Here is a 22,944-nt window from a genome sequence, read left to right as displayed (position 1 = left end):
GCAATATGAATGAAGAAGCCTTGCAATGGTACGAGTTTAACGAAGAAACAATAGAAGCACTTACTGCAGATGGAACTGACTTAAGCCAAAATCACATAATAGAACATCACTTAGCTAGTAAAGACTTTGACGTACTTGAAAAAGCAGCGGTTGATGCTTTTAAAGCTGGGTTTGAAGTAACTGATGCAGAAGAATTAATTTTGGATGACGGCGGAACTGTATTTTGCTTTGACGCAATATTAGAAAAAAAGCTAGATGCCGAAGCATTTAATAAAGATGTAGATAAGCTACTTGCCATAGCTGATAAGCACAAGGTTCATTACGATGGATGGGGCACCTACTATGTAGGTAACGATGCTATAGATGATACCGACCAGTTTGATGATGACGAGAAGTAGTAGCCTACCTCTCCTCTACATTACCTCCTCAGTCGTTGCCATCACAGGCGCTAAATTGGTCATTACCGTGAAAGCGGTAATCTGCTCATCATTTAAACCACAGCCAAATGCGCACAAATGTTCGTTATCGTGACTAAGGCCGCGACCTCTCAAATCATCTAAAGCTACTTGCATTTGCCTTAGGGCTTTGCACTATATACATGGTGTATTGCCTACAACATAGAAAGAATTACGGGTATCATCTAAGCGCTGCGGCAAAGGTTTACACATAGCAAATTTAGTTTCGCATAATGTGATGAAAGAAGCTTGCTCACTGAAGCTTTATTTGAACCATCGCTTGTTGTAAGGTATTACGATTTAATAATAAAAACCCGTTCAGAGAACATGACATTTTGACTGATAGTACAAATGTTTATACTAAAAAGGAGATTTAGCTATTGCGTCACTTTAAAGAAAATATAGGGGTAATATTTTATAAAAATGTTTATCTGAATGCATATGGTAAATTGGCTATCGTATTAATATTGCTAACCATTACTTTTGCGTTCATATCTTTTCACTTACCTAGCTCCTCTTTTTGGGCGACGCCGATATCGGTTTTTAGTGGATTGCTTTTAATCTTCCAACTTTTAAAAAGCTATAAAGAACAAATACAAACCTCGTTTGACAAAGTCTTAGTAACGCCCCAAGCCAAGAAAGAATTCAACCGCCTTGTAAACGACAACACCGAAGGATTTTCAATTGTTTCACTGCCAAGCAACTCTAAAATATCTTACTCAGAGTCATTAAATAATAATTTTTTGTCAGACAGCAAAATTACATTTCATAAGCTAGAAGAATTTGAGTCCGTTTTGCTTGGAAACTGGCAAGACAGTAAGCAAAAGTTAAGTAAATTTCTTGTGTTCAAATCACAAGAGCCTGGTTACCTTTTTAATGAAAAAAAAGTTGCTTTATTGAGCAGTCTTACCCATGGGAAAAACGCTGTGGATATAGGGAAAACCTCTTATTTTACTTCCTTGATTACAAATGAAGCAGCAGGAAAATCTTTGATAAGTAGTTGTAGAGATAGTTCTATAAACTTTAATAATATGCTGCCTATTAAAAATGGAAATTTGTTAGATTTAGCAGCTTCTAAATTGTCAAACCATATTGGTGTTACGTTATTAGGTCTAACCAAAGATAAGCATTTAGTTTTTTGGACCCAAAATGCAAATGCTCAAGTAAGCGTAAATAGATTAGTTGCAACCGGTTCTGGGTCTTTAGATTGGTTAGATGTAAATAATGCGCGGTCAGATAATTTATTGGACGTAGTTAAATATGGTATGGCACGAGAATTAGTTGAAGAGTCAAATCTTAATCCAAATTTAATTAGTGAATTATGCAAGCAAGATATTATGGTGACTGGTTTCTTCAGGTGGGTGGAAAGAGGTGGAAAACCTGAGTTTGTAGGCATTTGCAATATTCCAGTGTCTACTGCAATGTTCCACCCGAACACTACAGAGGTGAACAATCAACTTGAGGGAAAATTGACTGAGCATCCGTTAATAAACTCTATGGCTGATTTGTCCGAAGTTTGTGATAGCTATTTAAACAACAAACTAAAAATTGGTGTGTCATTAGAGTACCTTTTATATCAACTCAAGCAAATTTCTGTCGATAATAATTCAGAAATTTATAAAAAAGTAAGAAAGTTTTGGGCTCTAAAGTAGCTTGCTTTTTACGCGTTAATTATTTTGATCGTTACTCGTTGACGATGTTTAATTTATTTTCCCTATCGCTACAGTAAATGCATATGTGATTTCCTATTCGGGAAATCAAATTAGTCTGAAGTTGAAATACGTAAGTTGTATACATTGCGTATGTTGCGTCTCGCTGTCTGCTGAGTAACACAATGTTAACTATGAATATCGCTTTGTGAGGTCCCCGCGATAACATCTGTATCGCGGGAATTTACAAGGATTACGGGTATTTACATGGCGCGGATGGCCGCAGCCTGTTCTTCAATTTTGGCTAACTGCATTTTTGCATCTGCCATTTTTGCTTTCTCTTTGTCAATTACGGCTGCTGGTGCTTTGCTAACAAAGCTTTCATTATTAAGTTTACCTTCGGTGCGTTTTAAGTCTTGATTTAGCTTGTCAGCCGCTTTACTTAAACGCGCTAATTCTGCGTCTTTGTCAATTAAGCCTGCCATGGGTATCATAATTTCCATTTCACCCACTAGTGCAGTTGCACAGGCTGGCGCTTCTTCACCTAACAACTCAGTGATTGATGACAACTTCGCTAAATTAAGCAAGTACACTTGGTTTTGCGCTAATTGGCGTTTATCAATTTCGCTCACGTTATCTAGTAATACATCTAACTTTTTAGAAGGTGCTATATCCATTTCACCGCGAATATTGCGAATACCAATTACAAATGATTTCACCCATTCAATATCAGCTTCGGCGGCCGCATCTTTTTTACTTGCATCAAACACAGGGAACGCATCAGACATTATGCTATTGCATGTGGCACCGTTCACTGAAAGCGGCTTAATTTTTTGCCAAATTTCGTCAGTAATAAATGGCATAATTGGATGAAGCAAACGCATCATGTGCTCTAGCACATTAATAAGCGTATGGCGTGTACCGCGCTTTTCAGCTTCAGTTGTGGTATCAGAGTTTAGTACCGCTTTGGAAAGCTCTAAATACCAATCACAGAATTGATTCCAAGTGAATTCATACAAGTTTTGTGCAGCTAAATCAAAACGATACTGCGACACCGCGGTTTCAAAGCTTTGTAGGGTGTCTTGAAAACGTGACCATATCCATTTATCAAATACACTTAAGTTTAATTCGCCACCTTTGTTACCTGTGTCAAACTCTTCGGTATTCATTAGTACAAAGCGCGTGGCATTCCATATCTTGTTACAGAAATTACGGTAGCCCTCAACGCGGCTCATATCAAAGTTTATATCACGGCTAGTTGAGGCCATAGCAGCAAAGGTAAAACGCAGTGCGTCAGTACCGTAAGCATCAATACCTTCAGCAAATTGTTTACGTGTAGCTTTGGTAATTTTGGCGGCCATTTTAGGCTGCATCATACCTTGAGTTCGTTTTTCAACTAGGGCATCTAAATCTATGCCGTCTATTACATCAATTGGGTCAAGCACGTTCCCTTTTGATTTAGACATTTTGTCACCGTTTTCGTCACGCACTAGGCCGGTAATATAAATATCTTTAAACGGAATTTTTCCTGTGAACTTTTTCGTCATCATGATCATTCTGGCTACCCAGAAAAATATGATGTCAAAGCCTGTTACAAGTACAGAACTCGGTACAAAAGTATCTAGCTCTGGTGTTTCTTTTGGCCAGCCCATAGTAGCGAATGGCCACAAGGCTGATGAAAACCACGTATCAAGTACGTCATCATCTTGTTTAAGCTTTACTGAATCATCTAGTGAGTTTTTAGCGCGCACTTCTGCTTCGCTGCGCCCTACATAGACTTTTCCGCTCTCATCAAACCATGCAGGTATTCTATGGCCCCACCATAGTTGGCGTGAAATACACCAATCTTGAATGTTGTTCATCCATTGGAAATAGGTTTTATTCCAATTCTCAGGCACAAAACGTATTTCACCTGACTCAACGGCTTCAATGGCTGGTTTCGCTAGTGACTCAACCGCTACGTACCATTGGTCTGTTAGGTAGGGTTCAATTACCACACCGCTTCTATCACCACGAGGTACTTTAAGCTTATGCGGTTTTACTTCTACTAAGAAACCATCTTGTTCTAACTTCGCAATTATTTGCTTACGCGCTTCAAAACGCTCTAAGCCTCTAAATTCTTCAGGCGCTTCATCATTTATGTTTGCATGATCAGTAAAAATATTGATCAAAGGTAAGTTATGACGCTTACCCATGTCGTAATCGTTGAAATCATGGGCTGGCGTAATTTTAACGCAGCCAGTACCAAATTCTTGATCAACGTAATCATCTGCAATAATAGGAATTTCACGGCCCGTAATTGGCAGCGTTATGGTCTTACCAATTAAATGTTGATAGCGTTCATCATCAGGGTGAACCGCTACCGCTGCATCTCCTAACATGGTTTCTGGGCGCGTAGTTGCCACAACAAGTGAACCGCTGTTATCAGTTAAAGGGTAGCGCATGTGCCACATGAAGCCGTCTTCTTCTTCACTTATTACTTCAAGATCAGACACCGCTGTTAATAAAGCCGGATCCCAATTTACAAGGCGCTTACCGCGGTAAATTAAGCCTTCTTCATGTAAAGTAATGAATACTTCTTGAACCGCTTCTGACAAATTGTCATCCATGGTAAATACTTCACGTGACCAGTCAGGAGAGGTACCTAAGCGGCGCATTTGTTGGGTAATATTGCCGCCCGACTCTTCTTTCCAATCCCATATGCGTTCTACAAAGTTTTCGCGGCCTAAATCATGGCGCGTTTTACCTTCGGCATTTAACTTACGTTCAACCACCATTTGTGTGGCAATTCCTGCGTGATCAGTTCCGCATTGCCACAGGGTATTGTTGCCTTTCATACGGTTATATCGAATGAGCGCATCCATAACAGTGTGTTGAAAAGCATGTCCCATATGCAAGCTACCGGTTACATTCGGCGGCGGCAATAAAATACAGTAAGGGTCACCAGAACCGCTAGGCTTAAAAAGCCCCTGCTCTTCCCAGTGCTGGTAACAGGCTTGTTCAATTTTGTGTGGATTAAATGTTTTTTCCATTTCTTTGCTCTTTATATAATCATGCCGTTCAGCACTTATTTTATCTGAACGGCATTTAAAGGTTTAATGCGTGATAAATAACCGTGTTTATTATTAGGCCAATGCCTTACACCGTTTGATAGTCAAGTTGGCAGCCCGCTTGCTTGTATCGCTTATAGCGTTCGCGGGCCAACACTTTTAATTCTTCATCGTGGGGAACAAAATCAATTATTTGCTGAATGCCTGATTGCTGCTCAATATATGCTTGCGACAAATTGATTAAAACGGCTTTGTTTCTGAGTTGCCGCATACTCTGATAAGCACTTTGCCACAGGATTTCCACCGGCGTTCCCATGTCAGGTCCTTCTCCGTATAAATTATGCGGAATAAAACGCTCAGGTGGATACTGCCAAATAAATTCGTCAAATGCTTCGGCTTGTTTTTGTGTATCACAAAGTACGGTAACGCGCGCTTTTCTAGATACGCTTTCAAGGGTAAGTTCAGCGGCTTTTTGCAAAGCCTGCTGTTCTACATTTTCTACTACATTTTTTGCATCTTCAGAGGCCTTGTCATCTGACAAAGCATAAAAAATCACCTTAGTTGGCATAATTTCTCTTTATTGCATTATTCATCAATAGACACATTAGCTTTGTTCATTAAGAACTGCGTAAGCATTGGTACAGGGCGGCCCGTTGCGCCTTTATTTGCACCGCTCACCCAAGCCGTTCCTGCAATGTCTAAATGCGCCCAGTTATACTTGCGCGTAAAACGCGACAAGAAACATGCAGCGGTAATTGTACCCGCTGGTCTTCCACCTAGGTTTGACATATCAGCAAACGGGCTTTCAATTTGGTCTTGGTACTCATCCCATAAAGGTAAGCGCCATGCTTTATCAGCACTTTGCTCTGATGCATTAATGATTTCATGCGCCAGGGGATTGTGCTGGCTAAGTACCGCTGTTGCATGTTTACCTAAGGCAATAACACATGCACCTGTAAGTGTAGCAATATCAATAACGCAGTCAGGGTCAAATCGCTCAACGTAGGTTAACGCGTCGCATAATACTAAGCGTCCTTCGGCGTCAGTATTTAGCACTTCCACGGTTTGCCCTGACATAGTGGTTAAAATATCACCCGGGCGATATGCGTTTGCGTCGGGCATGTTTTCACACCCAGCTATTATACCAATGATATTAAGGGGTAAGTTTAATTCAGCAACAGTGTGCATAACCCCCAAAACTGATGCCGCACCACACATATCGTACTTCATCTCATCCATAGCTTCGCCTGGTTTGATCGAAATACCGCCTGAATCAAAGGTTAGTCCTTTGCCTACTAGTACCACAGGTGCATCGTCTGCATTTCCACCTTTATGGTGAATAACGCTCATAATAGATTCATTTTCAGAACCGCGGCCCACCGCTAGGTATGTATGCATACCTAGTTCTTCCATTTGCGCTTCGCCAACGGTATCAAGGCTTAAACTAGGATAGCTTTCAACCAGTTCAGCCGCTTGTTGATTTAAGTACAATGGGTTACAAATATTTGGCGGCATGTTGCTTACATCTTTAGCAACCGTTACGCCCTTGCTGATCGCTTGTGCGTGTACTATTGCGCGTTCACCTAGAGGCAAATCTTTGCGGGTAGGTAAATTAAACACCATTTTACGTAAAGGACGGCGCGGCTCGCCTTTTTTGGTTTTTAATTGCAAAAAGGAATAAACCGATTCGCTTGCTGCTTCAACCGCTTGGCGCACTTTCCAATATGAATCACGCCCTTTAACATGTAACTCAGTAAGGAAACTAACCGCTTCCATAGAGCCAGTTTCATTTAAGGTCTGAATAGTTTTAGCCACTATTTGCTTGTACTGACGCTCGTTAAGTTCGCGCTCTTTTCCGCAGCCAACTAATAGCACTCGTTCACTCAATACATTTGGAACGTGATGTAGCAACAACATTTGGCCGGCCTTGCCTTCAAGGTCACCGCGGCGAAGTAAATTGCTTATATAGCCTTCACTAATGGTATCAAGTTGTTCCGCAACTGTGCTCAATCGGCGTGGTTCAAATACTCCCACTACAATACATGCACTGCGCTGCTTCTCTGGACTACCGCTCTTTACACCAAATTCCATTATTACCCCTTTGTGCTGCTAGCCAACACGTTTTCTGTCGTTATTGTTATTATAAGACTGTTAGATTTCATTAAGTAACGAGCCGTCCTTACCCCTTAATTCCTAAAATAGCTGTTTCTGCCAAATAGGATTATGCTAAACTTACAAAAAAGCTAAGGCATTTTGAGATAAGTAAGCGGACTTAACTGTCATAAATACGAAGTTTACTTAAATATTGCTAGGTTTTCATCATAAAACACTATTTTGGTTAAAAAAGACATCAATTATTCATGTTGATTTTTCGATACTTACTGCGCGAAACATTTAAATCGCAATTAGCGGTGTTTTTCATCCTAATGTCTATCTTTATAATGCTTCGGTTTGTGCGCATTTTAGGCGACGCCACTGATGGCGATGTGCCCGCTGATCTAGTACTTGGTTTTATTACTTTATACAGCCCCGTACTGGCCTCATTAATTCTCCCCATTAGCCTATTTTTAGGCGTTATGCTTGCGCACGGCCGCATGTACGTTGACAGCGAAATGACAGTACTTAAAGCTTGTGGAATAAGTGAATGGTATGTCACCCGAGTTACGCTATTTGTAGCGGTATTAATTGGCTTGATAACCGGTTTGGTTACGCTTTATTTAGCCCCTATTTCGCTTGAGCAAGAGTATCATTTGCGGGAAGAAGCCGCCGCTAAGTCAGGCTTAGCGGCTGTTATATCAGGTCGCTTCCAAGAAACGGGGACTGACGGTTCAATAATATTTGTACATGATATTGATTCTGACAATAAACGTTTGCAAAAAGTATTCTTAGCACAGCCTAGCGTTGAAGATAATGGCGTCCACCTAATTTACGCCAACAGCGGACGTATTCAACAAGGTGAATTAGGTGCGAAACAACTTGTGCTTGAAAAGGGAACCCAATACGAAGGAACCACTGTAGCGAATGACTATCAAATAGTTCAGTTTGACGAATACTCGGTAACTATCCAAGAAGCAGATAAAGAAGAAAAACGCATAAAAGTAGCCGCTATTCCAACCTTAGCATTATGGAATATGGACACTATTGAAGCGAAAGCTGAATTACAATGGCGTATAGCTATCCCACTTTCACTCCCCTTCTTAGTGCTTATTGCCGTGCCCTTAAGCGCGGTTGATCCACGCCAAGGCCGTTTTGGTAAAATGTTACCGGCGCTTTTATTATATTTAGGATACTTCCTTTTACTCTTAGCAAGCAGGCGAATTATGGAAGATGGCCGTTTGCCGAGTTCTATAGGCCTGTGGTGGGTACACGCAACGATGTTATTAGTAGGTACGGGGTTGATTGTACGAGATAGGCGTTTAGGAGCAGCCATAAGGCGAGCTTTTACGGGTAACAAACATGTTTAAACTTATAGATTTATATATTGCCCGTACGCTATTAAGTACTATTGTAATGTCTTTGTCAGTCTTGATTGGGCTAAGTGCATTAATAAAATTTGTTGAGCAATTGCGATTAATTGGCCGTGGTGATTACGACATGACCATAGCAGGTTTATACGTACTACTTAGTTTACCCCGTGAAGTTGAGTTATTTTTACCCATGGCCACATTGTTAGGCGGCTTAATTGGTATGGGCTTACTCGCACAAAGTAGCGAGCTTATTGTGATGCAAGCATCGGGTATGTCAAAAGCTAAAATTACAACCAGTGCAATGAAATCAGTAGTATTAGTTATATTGGCGGTGATGGCGCTGGCTGAATGGGTAACCCCGCAAAGCGAAGCTAAAGCGAAACAAATTCGAACAGAGGCGCTGTCAGGCGGGAGTTTACTTTCATCCAACTCATTAACATGGGCAAAAGACGGTGATAATTTTGTAAGTATTGGTGATGTGCTAGACCAAAATACCTTACAAGATGTGAGCGTTTATGAGTTTAACGACGCATTAAAATTAAGCCGTGTAACCAGTGCAAAAACAGCTCAATTTAATTCACCAACCTGGCAGTTATCTGATGTAAAACAAGTGCTAATTAACGAGCAAGGTATTCAAAGCAGTCAGATAAATGAGCGCCAGTGGGAAACCTCAATAACGCCCGACAAGCTAGGCATTGTGGCAGTAAAGCCCGAAGCCTTATCAATTGGCGGTATATACGAATACATTGATTATTTACAGAACAACGGCCAAGATTCATCAAGGTATGAACTAGCCTTTTGGCGCAAAATTTTGCAGCCTGTGTCAGTCGCGGTAATGCTTTTGCTTGCACTCTCGTTTATATTTGGCCCCTTGCGTTCGGTAACCATGGGAGCAAGAACGGGAATGGGCGTACTTGCTGGGATTGGATTTTTTGTAAGTAGCGAAATATTCGGCCAAGTAGCCTTAGTATTTCAACTCCCGCCAGTCTTAGGAGCTGTAGTACCTAGTGTATTGTTTGCGTTAATTGCGGCTGTGTTATTGAAGCGAAACTAGTTGAATTACCAATTTTTATGATGATTTTCTTCTTTGCTAAGCACTAACATTTGTGTACCTGCAACGCGATCTTGAAGCGCTAGTTTACTTTTAAAATCAAGTAATACCAACAAGGTACCCAGCCCGCCTAATGAGGCAAGTAATCGAAGTATAAGCTTGCCGTAACCTATGGGCTTTTCAGTATCAGAATGAAGATTGAATAAGCGCAGTCGCCAAGCACGCATACCCAAAGTTTGGCCACCATGCTTCCAAAACCATAAGAAAAAACAACTTACCCATAGCACTACCCAAGCTTGAATAACACCTTTATAAACCACTGAGCCTTGAATAAGATCATTTACATGCTCATAGCCTTGCTTAGATAACACGCCGTTTTCAAGTAAGGCTGTTAGTACACCTATAAGAATTAGCGCAGCCAACATGCCAACCGCCACTGCAATTAATGCATCGTATACCATAGCGGCTAAACGCCTTATAAAACCCGCCCGCTTAAAATTTGATTCGCTCATACTAACTATATCTTTCTTCACTATGCTTGTATCATAACATTCTCTATGTGCTTACAAATCAGTTTCTTAGCAAAATCACAAAATTTGTTAATAAAGCTGTAAATAACACTTGATACCCAAAGTCAAATCGCTATAATGCACACCCTCCTCGAAAGAGGAATACCAATACAGCAAGATCCTCAATGCCAGAGTGGCGAAATTGGTAGACGCAGCGGATTCAAAATCCGCCGGTAGTAATACTGTGCCGGTTCAAGTCCGGCCTCTGGTACCATTTATCTTTTTGATAATATTCTTTAAGGCAATCAGCCTAAAATTACGTGTTTAACTCTATTAAAATTCAACAAATTAACGCATTATTACGTTTTTGTTAGCTGTTGAGTTTACCCCTATTGAAATTTTCTAAACGCGCGCAAGCTATTGCCCCCTTTTATGCTATGGCATTTGGCGAAAAAGCCGCCAAATTAGAGGCTCAAGGCCATCACGTAGTTAAACTTAATATTGGTGAGCCTGACTTTGGGGCAACTCCCGATGTACTAAAGGCCTTGGGTGAATTACAAAATGGTGCGCCTTTACCTTATACATCCGCTTTAGGTTTACCTGAACTTAGAGCCGCTATTGCCCACTTTTACAAAACCCAGCATGATGTAAATATAAGCCCCAATAGAATAGTGGTTACGGCTGGCGCATCGGCGGCGCTGTTATTACTTTCAGCGGCTTTTGTTGATGAAGGCAGCAAAGTAGTAATGGGTGACCCATCGTACCCATGTAATAGGCAATTTATAAGAAGTTTTGGCGGCCAGGTAGACCTAGTCTCTACTCAAGCGAGTACTCGCTTTCAGCTAAATATGGATTTACTGAAAAAACACTGGCATAGCAACACTCAAGGCCTAATGTTAGCTACACCGTCAAATCCAACCGGCACTTCTGTTCCAATTGATGAACTCAAAGCCATGTGCGAATTCGCAAAAAGCCATGGTGCGTGGCGTATAATTGATGAAATTTACTTAAATTTACATCATGGGGATGCAAACGCAAAGCCCGTTAGTGCATTATCGTTTGATGACGATGCTTTTGTAGTAAATAGTTTTTCTAAATATTTTGGTATGACGGGTTGGCGCTTAGGGTGGTGCGTGGTGCCTGAATCATGTGTAAACGTATTAGAAAATCTAGCTCAAAATTACTATATTTGCCCGTCAAGTATTGCACAAAAAGCAGCGCTCAAATGCTTTACCAGTAACTCTTTAGCGGTATGCGAATCAAGAAGAATGACATTGGTGAAACGCAAAGACATTGTGCTTAATGGCTTACAGCAATGCGGTTTAAATGTGCAGGTTGTGCCTGATAGCGCGTTTTATGTGTATATAGATGTTTCGCATACAGGCTTAACTGCTATGGATTTTTGTGAGCGCGTATTGCAAGAGGCTCACGTGGCATTAACCCCTAGCAATGATTTTGGCGAGTGTGGCAATCAACATTTTGTAAGATTGTCATTTGCTTCAAGTGAAAAGGATTTACGCTTAGGAATGGAGCGTTTGGCGGCATTTATGCGTTCAATAGCTTAGAGTAGTGGCGTGCTACATCAGCGTTATTTAGCTCGCCATAAACTGTTTAATGTCATCAATTTGTGCCATGGCATCTTGATAACCAATCTCAATAAGCTTTTTACAGTAAGCTTTTTCAAACAATAAATAACTGGCAAAACTACTGCCGTTGCCACTTTTGTTAGCCCCTACTATAGACAATAATAAACGCATTGAGTTAGGCAGGTGATGCTCGTACTCGCTTGCTAAGATATCAAACTTTACGCTTGGCTTAATTACAAGGGTTTGTACAGGCTTGACCCCCAACTGTGTTTGTTGTTCCGGTGAGATACACTTCACAACATTGTTTATACGCTCTAAAATAGCTATGTCTTCGTCCATAGCATCAATAAAAGCGCTGTTTAACATATTGCCAAACACCTGCGCTATTGAAGGTGAGCTATGGGTTTTTAGCCTGTCCATTTTAGGTTTATTTCCGCTCACCCCTACTACCATTATTTTATCTGCTCCCATTTTTAGCGGAACGCTCAACGGCGCGGATTGGCGCAATGCGCCGTCACCAAAAAATTCACGATTAATTCGAACGGAAGGAAACACTGCAGGTATTGCAGAAGATGCCATTAAATGTTTGTGTTGTAATTGTGTGCGTAGGCCTAAGCGTCTAGCTTTATTCCAATTATTAATAGAGGCGTTTCCTTGGAAAAAAGCGATATTTTGTCCTGAGGTATAGCCAAGGGCATTTATGCTCAAACCATGAATATAATTCTTGGCAATCATAGTATTAAGCCGTGCCATATTGATGCTACGTTTTAAGAGGTAAAATAAAGGGCGGTTATCAAAAAGTGAAAGGGGCTGCCCCTTCGCTACCCCGCTGTGAAAAAACGACACCAAAATTTTCAGAAAGCTTTTAACAACGGTAGCATAGCCCACTTGGTGAATATGCTCTGAGCTTAAAGTGCTCCAAATTTCTTCTAATCCATTAACGGCTTCATGAAAATTATCAGCTTCGGTTGCCAGTTTGGCCGCATTAATAGCGCCAGCTGATGTACCACAAATGATTTGAAAAGGATTCGCCTCACTTTCAGGCACAAGCTCGGCTAAAGCTTTTAATACGCCAACCTGATACGCAGCGCGCGCACCGCCGCCTGATAAAATTAGAGCTGTTTTCATATTAGTAGCGTCAAAATAAAGATACCCTACTCTATAGGATCATTGTGAGTATTTGTAGATTATTTATGAGCTAATGTTTACAAGGAAAACATTCACTAGCGAGATTCGCTAATTAATGCTTCCATATCAGATGCTGGTACTGGGCGGCTAAAGTAAAATCCCTGAAATATATTGCAGCCTAAGCTAGTCAACAGTTCAACATGTTCCAGCGATTCAACCCCTTCTGCCACAGGCTCTAGATGCAGGTCTTTAGCAAAGTTTATGATAGTTTTCACTATGCTTGAATCTTTTTTGTTGTTTAGCATTCCAAGCACAAACGACTGATCTATCTTTAATACATCTATGGGGAAATTTTTTACATAGGATAAACTTGAATAACCGGTGCCAAAATCATCTAGCGATAACTTCACTCCTAAGTCCTTCAACATGCCAAAATTCTCAATTGCATGTGAATCATTTATTAATACACTTTCTGTTACTTCTATTTCTAAATTAGCGGGTGGGAACGAAGTTTCTTCCAAGATTTTTGACAGTGTGTTTATAAAACCAGGATTAAATTGTACCGGTGAAATATTTACAGCAAGTGTAAGATCCTTTTGAATTTTCAACCATTTTTTTACTTCTGTACAGGCTTGGCGCAGTACACTTTCACCAAGAGGAATAATTAAGCGAGTTTCTTCAGCTAATCCAATAAATGCATTTGGAGGGATGAGTTCGCCATTATCCCTTCGCCACCTAACAAGGGCTTCCACTCCAGAAATATGGCGACTTTGTGCATCATTAATTTTAGCTTGGTAAAACACTTCTATTTTATTTTCAGATATGGCTTTTCGCAATTCATTTGCTGAAACGTAAGTTTGAGTTAACGTTTCTTCAATTTTCTGAGAATAGAACCGATAATTATTTCGCCCTCCCCGTTTAGCTTCGTGCATCGCTGCATCGGCTCGCCTATATAAGGACTGCGCATCATTTGCATCAGTGGGGCTTATGGCTATACCCATAGTAATACTTAAATTAAATTCTAGTTTACCAATACTCCATTTTTTACCGAAGCTACTTAACAGCCTTGCACAAAAATCCCGGACTTGCGTAGAATTGTTAACTTCAGAGAATAACAATACAAACTCGTCTCCGCTGTTTCTAGATAAAGTATCGCTGTCTCTAATGAACGAGCTTAAAAACTGCGCTATATCGACTAAAATTCTATCGCCAATTACATAACCATGAATATCATTAATTTTTTGAAAATCATCAATATTAATCACAATAAATGCTGTTTTAAGCTGTGAACGGCTGGTTCTTTTTAAGGCCTGCTCTGCTCGGTCAATTAACAGTACTCTGTTTGGAAGTTTGGTTAACACGTCATGATTGGTGACGTAAGCAAGCTCTTCTTGCGTCTTTTTAGCGGCAGTTATATCTTGAAAAACCGTTATGGCACCAATTGATTTACCGTGTGTATCTTTTATGGGGGATGATGATTCTTCTATATCAATACGCCCATAATCAGGGCTTTGTATACATGTTTCGGGTGATACGCCTACAACTCGGTCTTCTTGCAGTGCATAGTGGATTGGGTTAACTAGTTTCTCGCCGGTAATAGCATCAAGAACTTGCATAACATCGTCAATACCCTTTCCTAGGCATTGTTCTGATGTCGTGCCTAATATTTTTTCTGCAATGGGATTGATATAAGTAACCAGGGCTTGATTATTGGTCGCTATTACACCTTCACCAATTGACTGCAGCGCAATTTGATATTTATCTTTTTCTTCTTCCAGCAATAGTTCATGTTGCTTGCGCTCAGTTATATCAGTCAACACCATAATAAAGCCGGTACTATTTTGGTACATTTTACCGCTTATAAGCGACACCATGACATGCCTTGCTCGATGCGTATTAGAACGTGTGAGGCTCAACTCAAAATGATCATTACCACGTTCTTTCAGGTTTTCAATACGCCTTTGAAGAGTGCCAAATTCTTTGCCCGAGACTAAATTTTGTAAACGCAAGTTTTGCTTGTTAGGCGGGTAATCAAACCACTGCATCTGCTCATCATTGTGATAATAATTTTCTAACTCAGAATTCCAATAAGACACATAATTTGGCAATTTACTTATAATCTGATTATATAAACGTGTAGCCGTTTTAAGTGATTGATGCTTGCGAAACAATGTTATTTGCGTACCTATTCGGGCTCGCAAAACTTTGGTGTTAATAGGCTTTCTAACAAAGTCTGAGCCGCCTCTTTCAAAGGCTTCTATTTCAACTTCATCATCGCCCGATGCAGTAATGAAAATAACTACTGTATTAGCAGTAATTGGGTCTTGCTTTAAAATTTTACACAAATCTAAGCCTGATTCTGTGCCCAACTGTATATCTAAAAGTATGATTTCGGGAAGAATGCTACGCGCAAGGCGCAAGCCCTCTGATACGGTAGAGGCAACACTTATTTGCGCCATATCAGAAATAGCGCGCGCAATAATTACGCTTGTGGTTATACAGTCTTCCACAATTAGCACTTTAGCTTTATTTATTTCAGACTTTAATTCCATCTTAGCCCTTTTACTTCGCGGTGGTTAATTTTTAACACATTTATTGCGTTCTTAAAAGGGCTAAAAATGGTAATTCAAAACTTTAGTATAGTTAATTAGTTGTAAGTAATTAATCCAATTACGCGTAAAATTACATACAGCCTTGATTGTTAATTTACACATTTAAGAGGCTATGTTTAGTTCCCATTCATAGCCAGTATACTTACGAATATTAATGACGCGATCACCATCTAACATCAAGTACTGCCCCTTGATACCTAAAAGTTGCCCTTCAAATTCGCCCTCTTTATCAAGGTTAATAGACTTTATTTTTACTGGGTATTGGTTTACCGGATAATTAATCTCAACGGGAGGAGTATCTAATTCTTGCACGGCCTGAATACCAAATTCGGCTTGCATTTCCCTTACCTTATCAGCGGCTAACTCATATACTTTTTGTTTCATGCTAAGCAAATCAAGTTTGTCTGCAGTACCTTTCAACATAGTACGCCAATTTGTTTTATCACCAACAGATTGTGCAATGTGGGTTTCCAACAAGCCGCTGTGTAAGCGTTCTTTCACTCTATAAATGGCAATCGCTTGATTAGCACCCTGATCTATCCAACGAGAAGACACTTCCTCGCCGATGAACTTGGTAATACCAATTTTTATTTGGCCAGTATTTGAAAGATAAACAAAGTGATCTTGGAGGCAGTTGGCCTCACCCCATTGGGGCTCGCGGCAAGTACCTTGGTCATAATGGCATTGCTCTGGTTTAATAATGCAGGTGTCACATTGCGCTAATTTTCGTAGGCATACAAAACAGTAACCTTGGTTAAAACTTTTCTTTGTTTGCCTGTTGCAATTAACGCAGTTAATAATACCTGCAAAGCTCACTTTTATGTGTTTACCAATTGCTTCGTTCATATTTACAAGCGATTCGCCAATAGGCAGTTGATACTGTGCTTGTGCGTTTTCGTCTACCGACACTTTCATCTTTTTAATGTTGCCAAAAAGGGTTGTCATTTATTACCCGCTTTATAAAAATTTTTGCGAATTGTAACAAAATTTTGAGGATGGCTCGCTGCAATCATCATCTTTTTTAAATACTTTTATGAATAACAATACAAAGATAGTATTCAATGCATCCAGCATGTAAAATTAATCCACTAATTATTATGAGGAAATGACAATGAGAATATGTGGCGTAGAGTTAAAAGGTAGCGAGGCGATTATATGCTTATTGTCTTATCAAGACGGTTTGTTTTCTATACCTGAATGCCGAGTAAGAAAAGTAGAATTTAATAAGCAAAACCGTACTGGTGATATCCAATATTTTCAAGCTACCTTCGCCAAATTAATTGAAGATTATAAAATTGATAAAGTGGTAATAAAAGAGCGCCCTTTAAAAGGTAAGTTTGCAGGCGGCGCTTTAGGTTTCAAAATGGAAGCGGCCATTCAGTTAATTAAAGATGTGGATACACAAGTCATTACTGCGGTTGAATTTAAAGAAGCCATTAAACGAAATCCAGTTACAGTGGCCTTTGAAGAAACCGGATTGAAAATATTCCAAAAGAGCGCGTTCGAAATCGCTTATGCTATTCATATGAATATTGTATATGGGCATGACGAAAATTAAATTGGCTTTTAGCCGCTAAGCTAATATATGAAATACCAGCACAGCCGATGCTGGTGATTTCATTGGCACCTTGTCTTTATAAGTTTTTTCTCTTTGTACTTCTACGCTAGGATAAAGCATTGGATGATTCAACACGAAATCTATTCGTGGATGGGTTTGAATGTTTGGGTCTAGCCACATATCTAAAAATTCCGCTTCCGTGTAAATCATAATCATGAAAACAACATGTATTTTTAACACAAGCACTCGGAAATTATTACATACACTTACTTTTATAATTGCATCATGCAGCTACTGCTGGCTTAGTAAAATCCCTTTCAATCCTTTATAAATTAGGTACCGCATTAAATTTTACCCGTTTCGTAAATAGGTGGAATACCAATTGCTATACCGATAAAAACGAAATTATAACAATTACCCAAAAGTTTGGAGTCAAACATGAAACAACCATTATCTATCCACATTATCGCTGCCCTTGCCTCTACCCTAATATTTACAGGTTGTGCAAATTCATCTAATACACAAAAAGGCGCAGGCATAGGTGCGGCCGTTGGCGCACTTATAGGTAAAGGCACTGGTGACAATGACAAGAGTCGTTACGTTTGGGGTGCGGCAATAGGTGCTTTGGCGGGCTCTGCAATTGGTAATTATATGGACAAACAAGAAGCGGCACTTAAATCTGAGCTCGCAGATACCGGTGTACAGGTTATTAGAGATGGGGAACAGCTCAGATTAATTATTCCTGGTGAGTTAACATTTGCGTCTGATGGTACTCAAGTTCAATCTAACTTTTACCCCGTGTTAAATGACGTAGCCATAGTGCTAGCAGAATTTGAAAAAACGAAACTAAGCATTGAAGGGCATACTGATTCAACCGGTAGTGACATGTACAACCAAGATTTGTCAATGGCTCGTGCTAATAGCGTTGCCGCCTACCTTAGCCAGCAGAACATATCACCTGATCGTTTACAAACGCTGGGTTTAGGGGAATCTCAACCAATTGCAAGTAATGCCTCTGAAGAATCAAGACAAAAGAATCGTAGAGTTGAGCTAAATATAATCCCAGTAAGTAACAGTTAATTAATAACTTATTTGCTATGGTACTTATAGTAAATAGCGCATACCCGCGTTCGTCAAGATATTTGGCGAACGCTATTACCCCCAAAGGCCCCTGAAAATGAAGTCTATCTTTCGAATTATAATAATAGCCGGTAGTTTAAGTAGTGTAATAGCTTGTTCTAGCGCCCCCAGTCATGAAGAAATAGCAGCTGAACAAACCCCAACGGTAAAACCTGAACCAAGCAAAGCGCAAGAACTCAGCAATTACAAAGCTACGCAAATTCAAACGAGTAACGGTGTTATTACCGTTCAACCAACAGTAGTCGCCCCTACCGATGAGCTAAATGAAAGTTTAGAAATAGCATCTACCGAGTATTATGACCCATTGGAATTCATAAACAGGCCCTTATTTAGCTTTAATCATTACACGTATAAATACGTGCTAATACCTGTAGCTAAAGGCTACAAGGCAGTTATTCCAGAGCCTGCTAGAAATTCTATTGCTAATGCGTTTGATAATTTACGTGAACCTTTAAATTTGCTTAATAATGGACTCAGCGGAGAATTTTCAGAAGCAGGAAATAATTTGGGACGATTCTTGATTAACTCTACAGTAGGTTTACTTGGATTGTTCGATCCTGCCAGCGATTGGTTTGGCATTGAAGAGCATCCTCAAACTATTGCGCAAACTTTAATGAAGTACGATGTTGGAAGCGGTGCTTATATCGTATTGCCAATATTGGGGCAATCTGACTTACGCGGCACCACCTCAGTTGTTTCTGAAAGCCTAATTCATCCGGTTACCTACGTATTTAACAGCCCCGAAGATACCGCCGTACGTGTTGTAGATGGCGTGGATGATTTTTCACGCCAATCAGATTTGTACATTACCTTATTTGAACAGGCTGAAGACCCATACGTTTATTTTCGTAACCAGTATATTCAAACCATGAATCGTGATGATATGGCGCGAGAAGCGGCAAAAAGCGAAGTAAACATTGTTGGAGAAAGACCAAATGAATAGTAACAAATCGAGCAGTATTGTTACCTTTGTTGCTAAAGCCATATTGGCGGCTCGTTGGTTTATATTAGCTTTATTCGCTATCGCCTTATGTGGTTTTGGCATATTTGCACCGCAATTTAAAATAGATGCTTCAGCCGACACCTTGCTTACGCAGAACAACGAACTATTTATAAAAACACAACTGGCCAATAAAAAATTCTCGCCGGCCGAGTTTATATTAGTCGCCTACCAGCCAAATAGTAAAAAGGTATTTAGCCAAGGTGCAATTAATGATATTGAATTACTAAGCAAAAAATTTAGCCAATTAGAGAGAGTAGAAACGGTTAACTCGATGTTGTCAGTTCCCTTGATTGAAAGTAAAAATCAGTTAATGGGAAATGTAGCCGTAGATGAACTTAATTATTATAAGCAAAACTATAGCCCCTCGGACATGGAGCGTTTATTAAGTGATCATCCCATTTTTACTGATTTGCTGGTTAACAAACAACAAACCGCCACGGCCATCCAATTAGTTTTCAAAGAAAACCCAGCCCTAGATTCCCTCAATAATAAGATAGTAGCGATTCAGGCGAAGTTGATAGATGGAGAGCTTAGTGAGGCGCAGCAAACGGAACTGGAAAGCTTAAAATTAGAAGCTAAGACTATTCAAGATAAGATAGCTAAAGTTCGCCAGCAAGAAGTGCTCAGCATAGAAAGTATTATTCAAGAGGCGAACTTAGATGCAAATTTATATATTGGGGGAAGTTACGTAGTTGGCATTCGTTTAATTGAGATTGTTACTCAAGATTTATTCTATTTTGGAGCTGGCATAAGCTTGTTAATTAGTGCTTTACTGCTCTTATTGTTTCGTTCGGCCAAATGGTTGTTATTTCCGTTATTCGCATGTGTGTCCAGTGTTGTGATAACACTTGGCTTATTAGCCCTGCTAAATATTCCTGCAACGGTAATATCAGCTAACTTTATTGCGCTTCAGCTCATTTTAACTTTAGCTATTATGTTGCACCTTATAACCTGCTATAGGGAAGTGAGCCGCGACAAGCCCAGTATGCTACAAGGTGAGCGTGTACTTGAAACCTTGAAACTCAAAATAGCCCCCTGCTTCTTTGCAGCAATTACCACCTCTATTGGTTTTGCATCACTAATGGCTAGCGGCATTCAACCGGTAATGGACTTTGGTTTAATGATGTTAATTGCCAACGGCGTCACTCTACTTATTGCACTGCTCGTTTTTCCAAGTTTGTTAAGCTTTTTTAAAGAGAAAGATGAAAGCACTGAACTTAGTTTTGTTAGCAAATTTTTACTTGGCTTGAAAGCAAGCGTTATTAAACGAACCAAAACGTATATATTTGTCCCCCTTGTGGCGATGTTAGCAATTAGCGTGGGTATTACAAAACTAAATGTTGAAAATAGTTTTATTGATTACTTTCACCAAGACACCACTATTTATAAAGAACTAAGTTTCATTGACCAAGAATTTGGTGGCTCAACTCCCCTTGATATAATAATAGACATGAGCCCTAGCGTAGGACTGAGTGATCTGTTTATGCGCGCCGATGATGTAAATAAACTGCACTTAGGCCACGCCGTAGTTGATGCATTTGACGCAACGGGAAATGTGACCTCACTTATTAACTTCACAAGCTTAGCGCAGCAACTAAACGATAATAAACCGCTTACTGAGTATGAACTTGATGTGATTTATTCTTTGCTTGATAAAGCAATTGTGAATCAGATGATAGGCGCTTATATTGATACTGAAACAAACACCATGCGAATCTCTACTCGTATTGAAGACACCTTACCCGATTTGAACAGGGCTGAACTGTTAGAAAATCTTCGGGCTGATTTAGCCGCAACAGGCTTAACGCAAGATAGCTACCAACTTACGAACCTTTTTGTACTTTACCAAGATATATTATCTAAATTATTTGATTCACAAGTTGCGACTTTAGGCATTGTGTATGGCGCCTTAGCGATTGTGTTACTCGTTATTTTTAGGTCAATCAAATTAGCCTTAATCGCTTTGGTACCTAATGTATTAACCACTACAACAGTATTAGGCTTGATTGGACTGTTGGGGATACCTTTGGATTTAATGACCATCACAATAGCGGCTATTGCTATGGGAATAGCAATAGATGATACCATTCACTTCATTGATGCCTATAGAACGAGTAAAAGTGAACAAAAACTCGATAGTGCATTTGCTCATACTGGCTTGGCAATTACTTATACATCAACGCTCATTGCAGTGGGTTTTGGTATGTTCGTATTTTCAGACTTTATGCCAAGTGTATACTTCGGCATATTGACTGCCTGTGCAATGTTGTTCGCGTTTATTACCGACCTCACCATTTTACCCGCACTTTTAAAATCATTTGTTGGGAACAAGCAAAAGGCGTAATTGAATAAATAGCGCCTATAAGGCGCTTTTTAATTTTTTTCTTAATTCTTTAAAGGCTGACTTCATTTGATCATCATTCTTATCAACAATTAGAGCATCAAGCTTTTCTTTGCTCGCTTTGTACTGTTTAGTGGCGAATAATAAACCCGCCATACGTAAATGCGCCCAATTTGATGACGGCAGGCCGCGTACGTCTACACTTGTTGCTTGTAAAGTCTCTAGGTATTGCTGCAGGCTTGTTATTCCTTCGCTGTGTTTCACATCCCCAAGTAGTGCTACTCGTCCTATTTGGTATTGACTGTTTAATCGAAGTTGCTTTTCATTTTCAAGCGCCTCTGGCTTCAGTTCCTCTAGATTTTCGGTAATTTGAGGCAAAGGGAGGTTAATAATCTTTTGGTAAATTTCTATGGCTTTACTATATTTTTCACTTTGTACTAACACTGACGCATAAGTATCAAGAATATTTACGTTGTCTGGATTTGATTCGGAAGCTACTTGTAACTTTTCAATGGCTTTTTGAGAATCGCCGGTAGCTTGGTAGTATCGTGCTAATGCTACATGGCCGTATATTTTATCTAGTTGAGCAATAGATTGTGCTTCTTGGTAGGCAAGTTCTTCGTCACCTCCAGCAATGGAAGGTGCTGCTAAATAGAAACCCATTAATGCTAAGCGATACTTAGGCTCAGAAGGTGCTAGCGTCACTGCCTTTTTAAGGCTTTTGAGTGCTTTGCTCGCATATGATAAAGCACTAAATACACTAGTCTGTGCTTGCTGTCCCATAATACTAGCATGTAACAAATAGATGTCGGGATCATCAGGAAGATTTTCAACAGCTTGAATCGCAATGTCTTCTGCGTCGTCTAGGTCAATTGAGGCCGCTGCCGCTACATATACTTTGTAATGATCAAAGCTTAAGCTAGCACTTGGCAGTTCCTCCATTATGGAAATAACTTCTTCGTGTTGCTCCTGCTTCATTAGAGCGTTTACATTGGCAAGCGTCTGAGATTCTTGTTCATTAGCAATAACGACCTTGGTGAATAAAAGTGCTAATAACAAATAGCTTATTTGCCTTTTGTGCTTTGACATAAAATTTCCGTATTTTTATAATTATTTATGTAGTTAAGATACGCGTTTAATAAACAAAGGTAAATGCCTAAGATCGTAAGCGAATGTGTATTTGTTATTTATGCCCCGAATGAGTCGCTGCTAATGCGTGTCACTTTTCATCAGACGTAAAAAAACCCGCTAGCGTATGCTATGCGGGTTTCTTTAAATAGGAGTCTGGCGATGTGCTACTCTCGCATGGGGAAACCCCACACTACCATCGCCGCTAATACGTTTCACTTCTGAGTTCGAGATGGAGTCAGGTGGGACCGTATCGCTATTGTCGCC

Annotated in this window: 19 protein-coding genes, 1 tRNA gene and 1 rRNA gene; 10 read left to right on the top strand and 11 right to left on the bottom strand. The window is 39.9% G+C overall.

What is annotated here, in order from left to right; translation table 11 throughout:
* The first annotated feature begins 5 nt into the window (after positions 1-5).
* A complete protein-coding gene (gene rraB / locus ACOI22_RS15335; RefSeq protein ID WP_420673013.1) occupies positions 6-398 on the top strand; it encodes a ribonuclease E inhibitor RraB in 393 nt (130 codons plus the stop codon).
* 15 nt (positions 399-413) lie between these two features.
* Here the strand turns inward: rraB and ACOI22_RS15330 are convergent, their stop codons facing one another.
* On the bottom strand, positions 414-572 hold the full coding sequence (locus ACOI22_RS15330) for a hypothetical protein (protein ID WP_420673012.1): 159 nt from the start codon (positions 570-572) through the stop codon (positions 414-416).
* Positions 573-835: 263 nt separating this feature from the next.
* On the opposite strand from ACOI22_RS15330, the gene ACOI22_RS15325 reads away from it, so the two are divergent.
* Entirely contained in the window at positions 836-2,107 is a 1,272-nt protein-coding gene (locus ACOI22_RS15325) for a hypothetical protein (protein ID WP_420673011.1), read from the top strand.
* A gap of 260 nt (positions 2,108-2,367) precedes the next feature.
* Here the strand turns inward: ACOI22_RS15325 and ACOI22_RS15320 are convergent, their stop codons facing one another.
* The 3 genes from ACOI22_RS15320 to pepA form a co-directional block, all read right to left on the bottom strand.
* On the bottom strand, positions 2,368-5,136 hold the full coding sequence (locus ACOI22_RS15320; RefSeq protein WP_420673010.1) for a valine--tRNA ligase: 2,769 nt from the start codon (positions 5,134-5,136) through the stop codon (positions 2,368-2,370).
* Between the two features lie 106 nt (positions 5,137-5,242).
* The gene (locus ACOI22_RS15315) at positions 5,243-5,722 is read right to left on the bottom strand and encodes a DNA polymerase III subunit chi (RefSeq protein ID WP_420673009.1); all 480 of its coding nucleotides are present in this window, start codon (positions 5,720-5,722) and stop codon (positions 5,243-5,245) included.
* Positions 5,723-5,739: 17 nt separating this feature from the next.
* The gene (gene pepA, locus ACOI22_RS15310) at positions 5,740-7,245 is read right to left on the bottom strand and encodes a leucyl aminopeptidase (RefSeq protein WP_420673008.1); all 1,506 of its coding nucleotides are present in this window, start codon (positions 7,243-7,245) and stop codon (positions 5,740-5,742) included.
* Positions 7,246-7,514: 269 nt separating this feature from the next.
* Here pepA and lptF point away from each other — a divergent pair, with 269 nt between their 5' ends.
* Entirely contained in the window at positions 7,515-8,618 is a 1,104-nt protein-coding gene (lptF, locus tag ACOI22_RS15305; protein ID WP_420673007.1) for an LPS export ABC transporter permease LptF, read from the top strand.
* Positions 8,611-9,675 carry an LPS export ABC transporter permease LptG gene (lptG, locus tag ACOI22_RS15300; protein WP_420673006.1) on the top strand — a complete coding sequence of 355 codons (1,065 nt, stop codon included), beginning with the start codon at positions 8,611-8,613 and terminating at the stop codon, positions 9,673-9,675. The genes lptF and lptG overlap by 8 nt, the downstream gene beginning before the upstream one ends.
* Before the next feature lie 5 nt (positions 9,676-9,680).
* Here lptG and ACOI22_RS15295 read toward each other — a convergent pair whose 3' ends face one another.
* Positions 9,681-10,184: an RDD family protein gene (locus ACOI22_RS15295; RefSeq protein ID WP_420673005.1), complete on the bottom strand. Its 504-nt coding sequence runs from the start codon at positions 10,182-10,184 to the stop codon at positions 9,681-9,683.
* 184 nt (positions 10,185-10,368) lie between these two features.
* On the opposite strand from ACOI22_RS15295, the gene ACOI22_RS15290 reads away from it, so the two are divergent.
* Both ACOI22_RS15290 and ACOI22_RS15285 read left to right on the top strand, forming a co-directional pair.
* Positions 10,369-10,455 (top strand) — tRNA-Leu (locus ACOI22_RS15290).
* A gap of 118 nt (positions 10,456-10,573) precedes the next feature.
* On the top strand, positions 10,574-11,746 hold the full coding sequence (locus ACOI22_RS15285) for an aminotransferase class I/II-fold pyridoxal phosphate-dependent enzyme (protein ID WP_420673004.1): 1,173 nt from the start codon (positions 10,574-10,576) through the stop codon (positions 11,744-11,746).
* 27 nt (positions 11,747-11,773) lie between these two features.
* Here the strand turns inward: ACOI22_RS15285 and ACOI22_RS15280 are convergent, their stop codons facing one another.
* From ACOI22_RS15280 to ACOI22_RS15270, 3 genes are all read right to left on the bottom strand, one after another.
* Positions 11,774-12,895: a patatin-like phospholipase family protein gene (locus tag ACOI22_RS15280; protein WP_420673003.1), complete on the bottom strand. Its 1,122-nt coding sequence runs from the start codon at positions 12,893-12,895 to the stop codon at positions 11,774-11,776.
* A 95-nt stretch (positions 12,896-12,990) separates the two neighbouring features.
* Positions 12,991-15,447, bottom strand: coding sequence for an EAL domain-containing protein (locus ACOI22_RS15275; RefSeq protein WP_420673002.1), 2,457 nt, complete (start codon positions 15,445-15,447; stop codon positions 12,991-12,993).
* Positions 15,448-15,609: 162 nt separating this feature from the next.
* Positions 15,610-16,452 carry a DUF2797 domain-containing protein gene (locus ACOI22_RS15270; protein WP_420673001.1) on the bottom strand — a complete coding sequence of 281 codons (843 nt, stop codon included), beginning with the start codon at positions 16,450-16,452 and terminating at the stop codon, positions 15,610-15,612.
* A gap of 166 nt (positions 16,453-16,618) precedes the next feature.
* On the opposite strand from ACOI22_RS15270, the gene ACOI22_RS15265 reads away from it, so the two are divergent.
* Positions 16,619-17,065, top strand: coding sequence for a DUF3010 family protein (locus ACOI22_RS15265; protein ID WP_420673000.1), 447 nt, complete (start codon positions 16,619-16,621; stop codon positions 17,063-17,065).
* A gap of 15 nt (positions 17,066-17,080) precedes the next feature.
* Here the strand turns inward: ACOI22_RS15265 and ACOI22_RS15260 are convergent, their stop codons facing one another.
* On the bottom strand, positions 17,081-17,281 hold the full coding sequence (locus ACOI22_RS15260) for a hypothetical protein (RefSeq protein WP_420672999.1): 201 nt from the start codon (positions 17,279-17,281) through the stop codon (positions 17,081-17,083).
* A gap of 222 nt (positions 17,282-17,503) precedes the next feature.
* On the opposite strand from ACOI22_RS15260, the gene ACOI22_RS15255 reads away from it, so the two are divergent.
* The 3 genes from ACOI22_RS15255 to ACOI22_RS15245 all read left to right on the top strand — a co-directional run bounded on the left by ACOI22_RS15255 (position 17,504) and on the right by ACOI22_RS15245 (position 21,552).
* A complete protein-coding gene (locus ACOI22_RS15255; RefSeq protein WP_420672998.1) occupies positions 17,504-18,145 on the top strand; it encodes an OmpA family protein in 642 nt (213 codons plus the stop codon).
* A 97-nt stretch (positions 18,146-18,242) separates the two neighbouring features.
* Entirely contained in the window at positions 18,243-19,148 is a 906-nt protein-coding gene (locus tag ACOI22_RS15250) for a VacJ family lipoprotein (RefSeq protein WP_420672997.1), read from the top strand.
* Positions 19,141-21,552 (top strand): efflux RND transporter permease subunit, encoded by a 2,412-nt coding sequence (locus ACOI22_RS15245; protein WP_420672996.1) that lies wholly within the window; start codon positions 19,141-19,143, stop codon positions 21,550-21,552. Before ACOI22_RS15250 ends, ACOI22_RS15245 begins: the two co-directional genes overlap by 8 nt.
* 15 nt (positions 21,553-21,567) lie before the next feature.
* Here ACOI22_RS15245 and ACOI22_RS15240 read toward each other — a convergent pair whose 3' ends face one another.
* Positions 21,568-22,638 (bottom strand): hypothetical protein, encoded by a 1,071-nt coding sequence (locus ACOI22_RS15240; RefSeq protein ID WP_420672995.1) that lies wholly within the window; start codon positions 22,636-22,638, stop codon positions 21,568-21,570.
* A 193-nt stretch (positions 22,639-22,831) separates the two neighbouring features.
* A 5S ribosomal RNA gene (gene rrf / locus ACOI22_RS15235) occupies positions 22,832-22,944 on the bottom strand; the annotation flags it as partial.

This window comes from Glaciecola sp. 2405UD65-10 (genome assembly GCF_048820975.1).
GTDB lineage: Bacteria > Pseudomonadota > Gammaproteobacteria > Enterobacterales > Alteromonadaceae > Glaciecola.
Note: the sequence above shows the minus strand (reverse complement) of the source record. Positions and strands in the feature narration are given on the sequence as shown.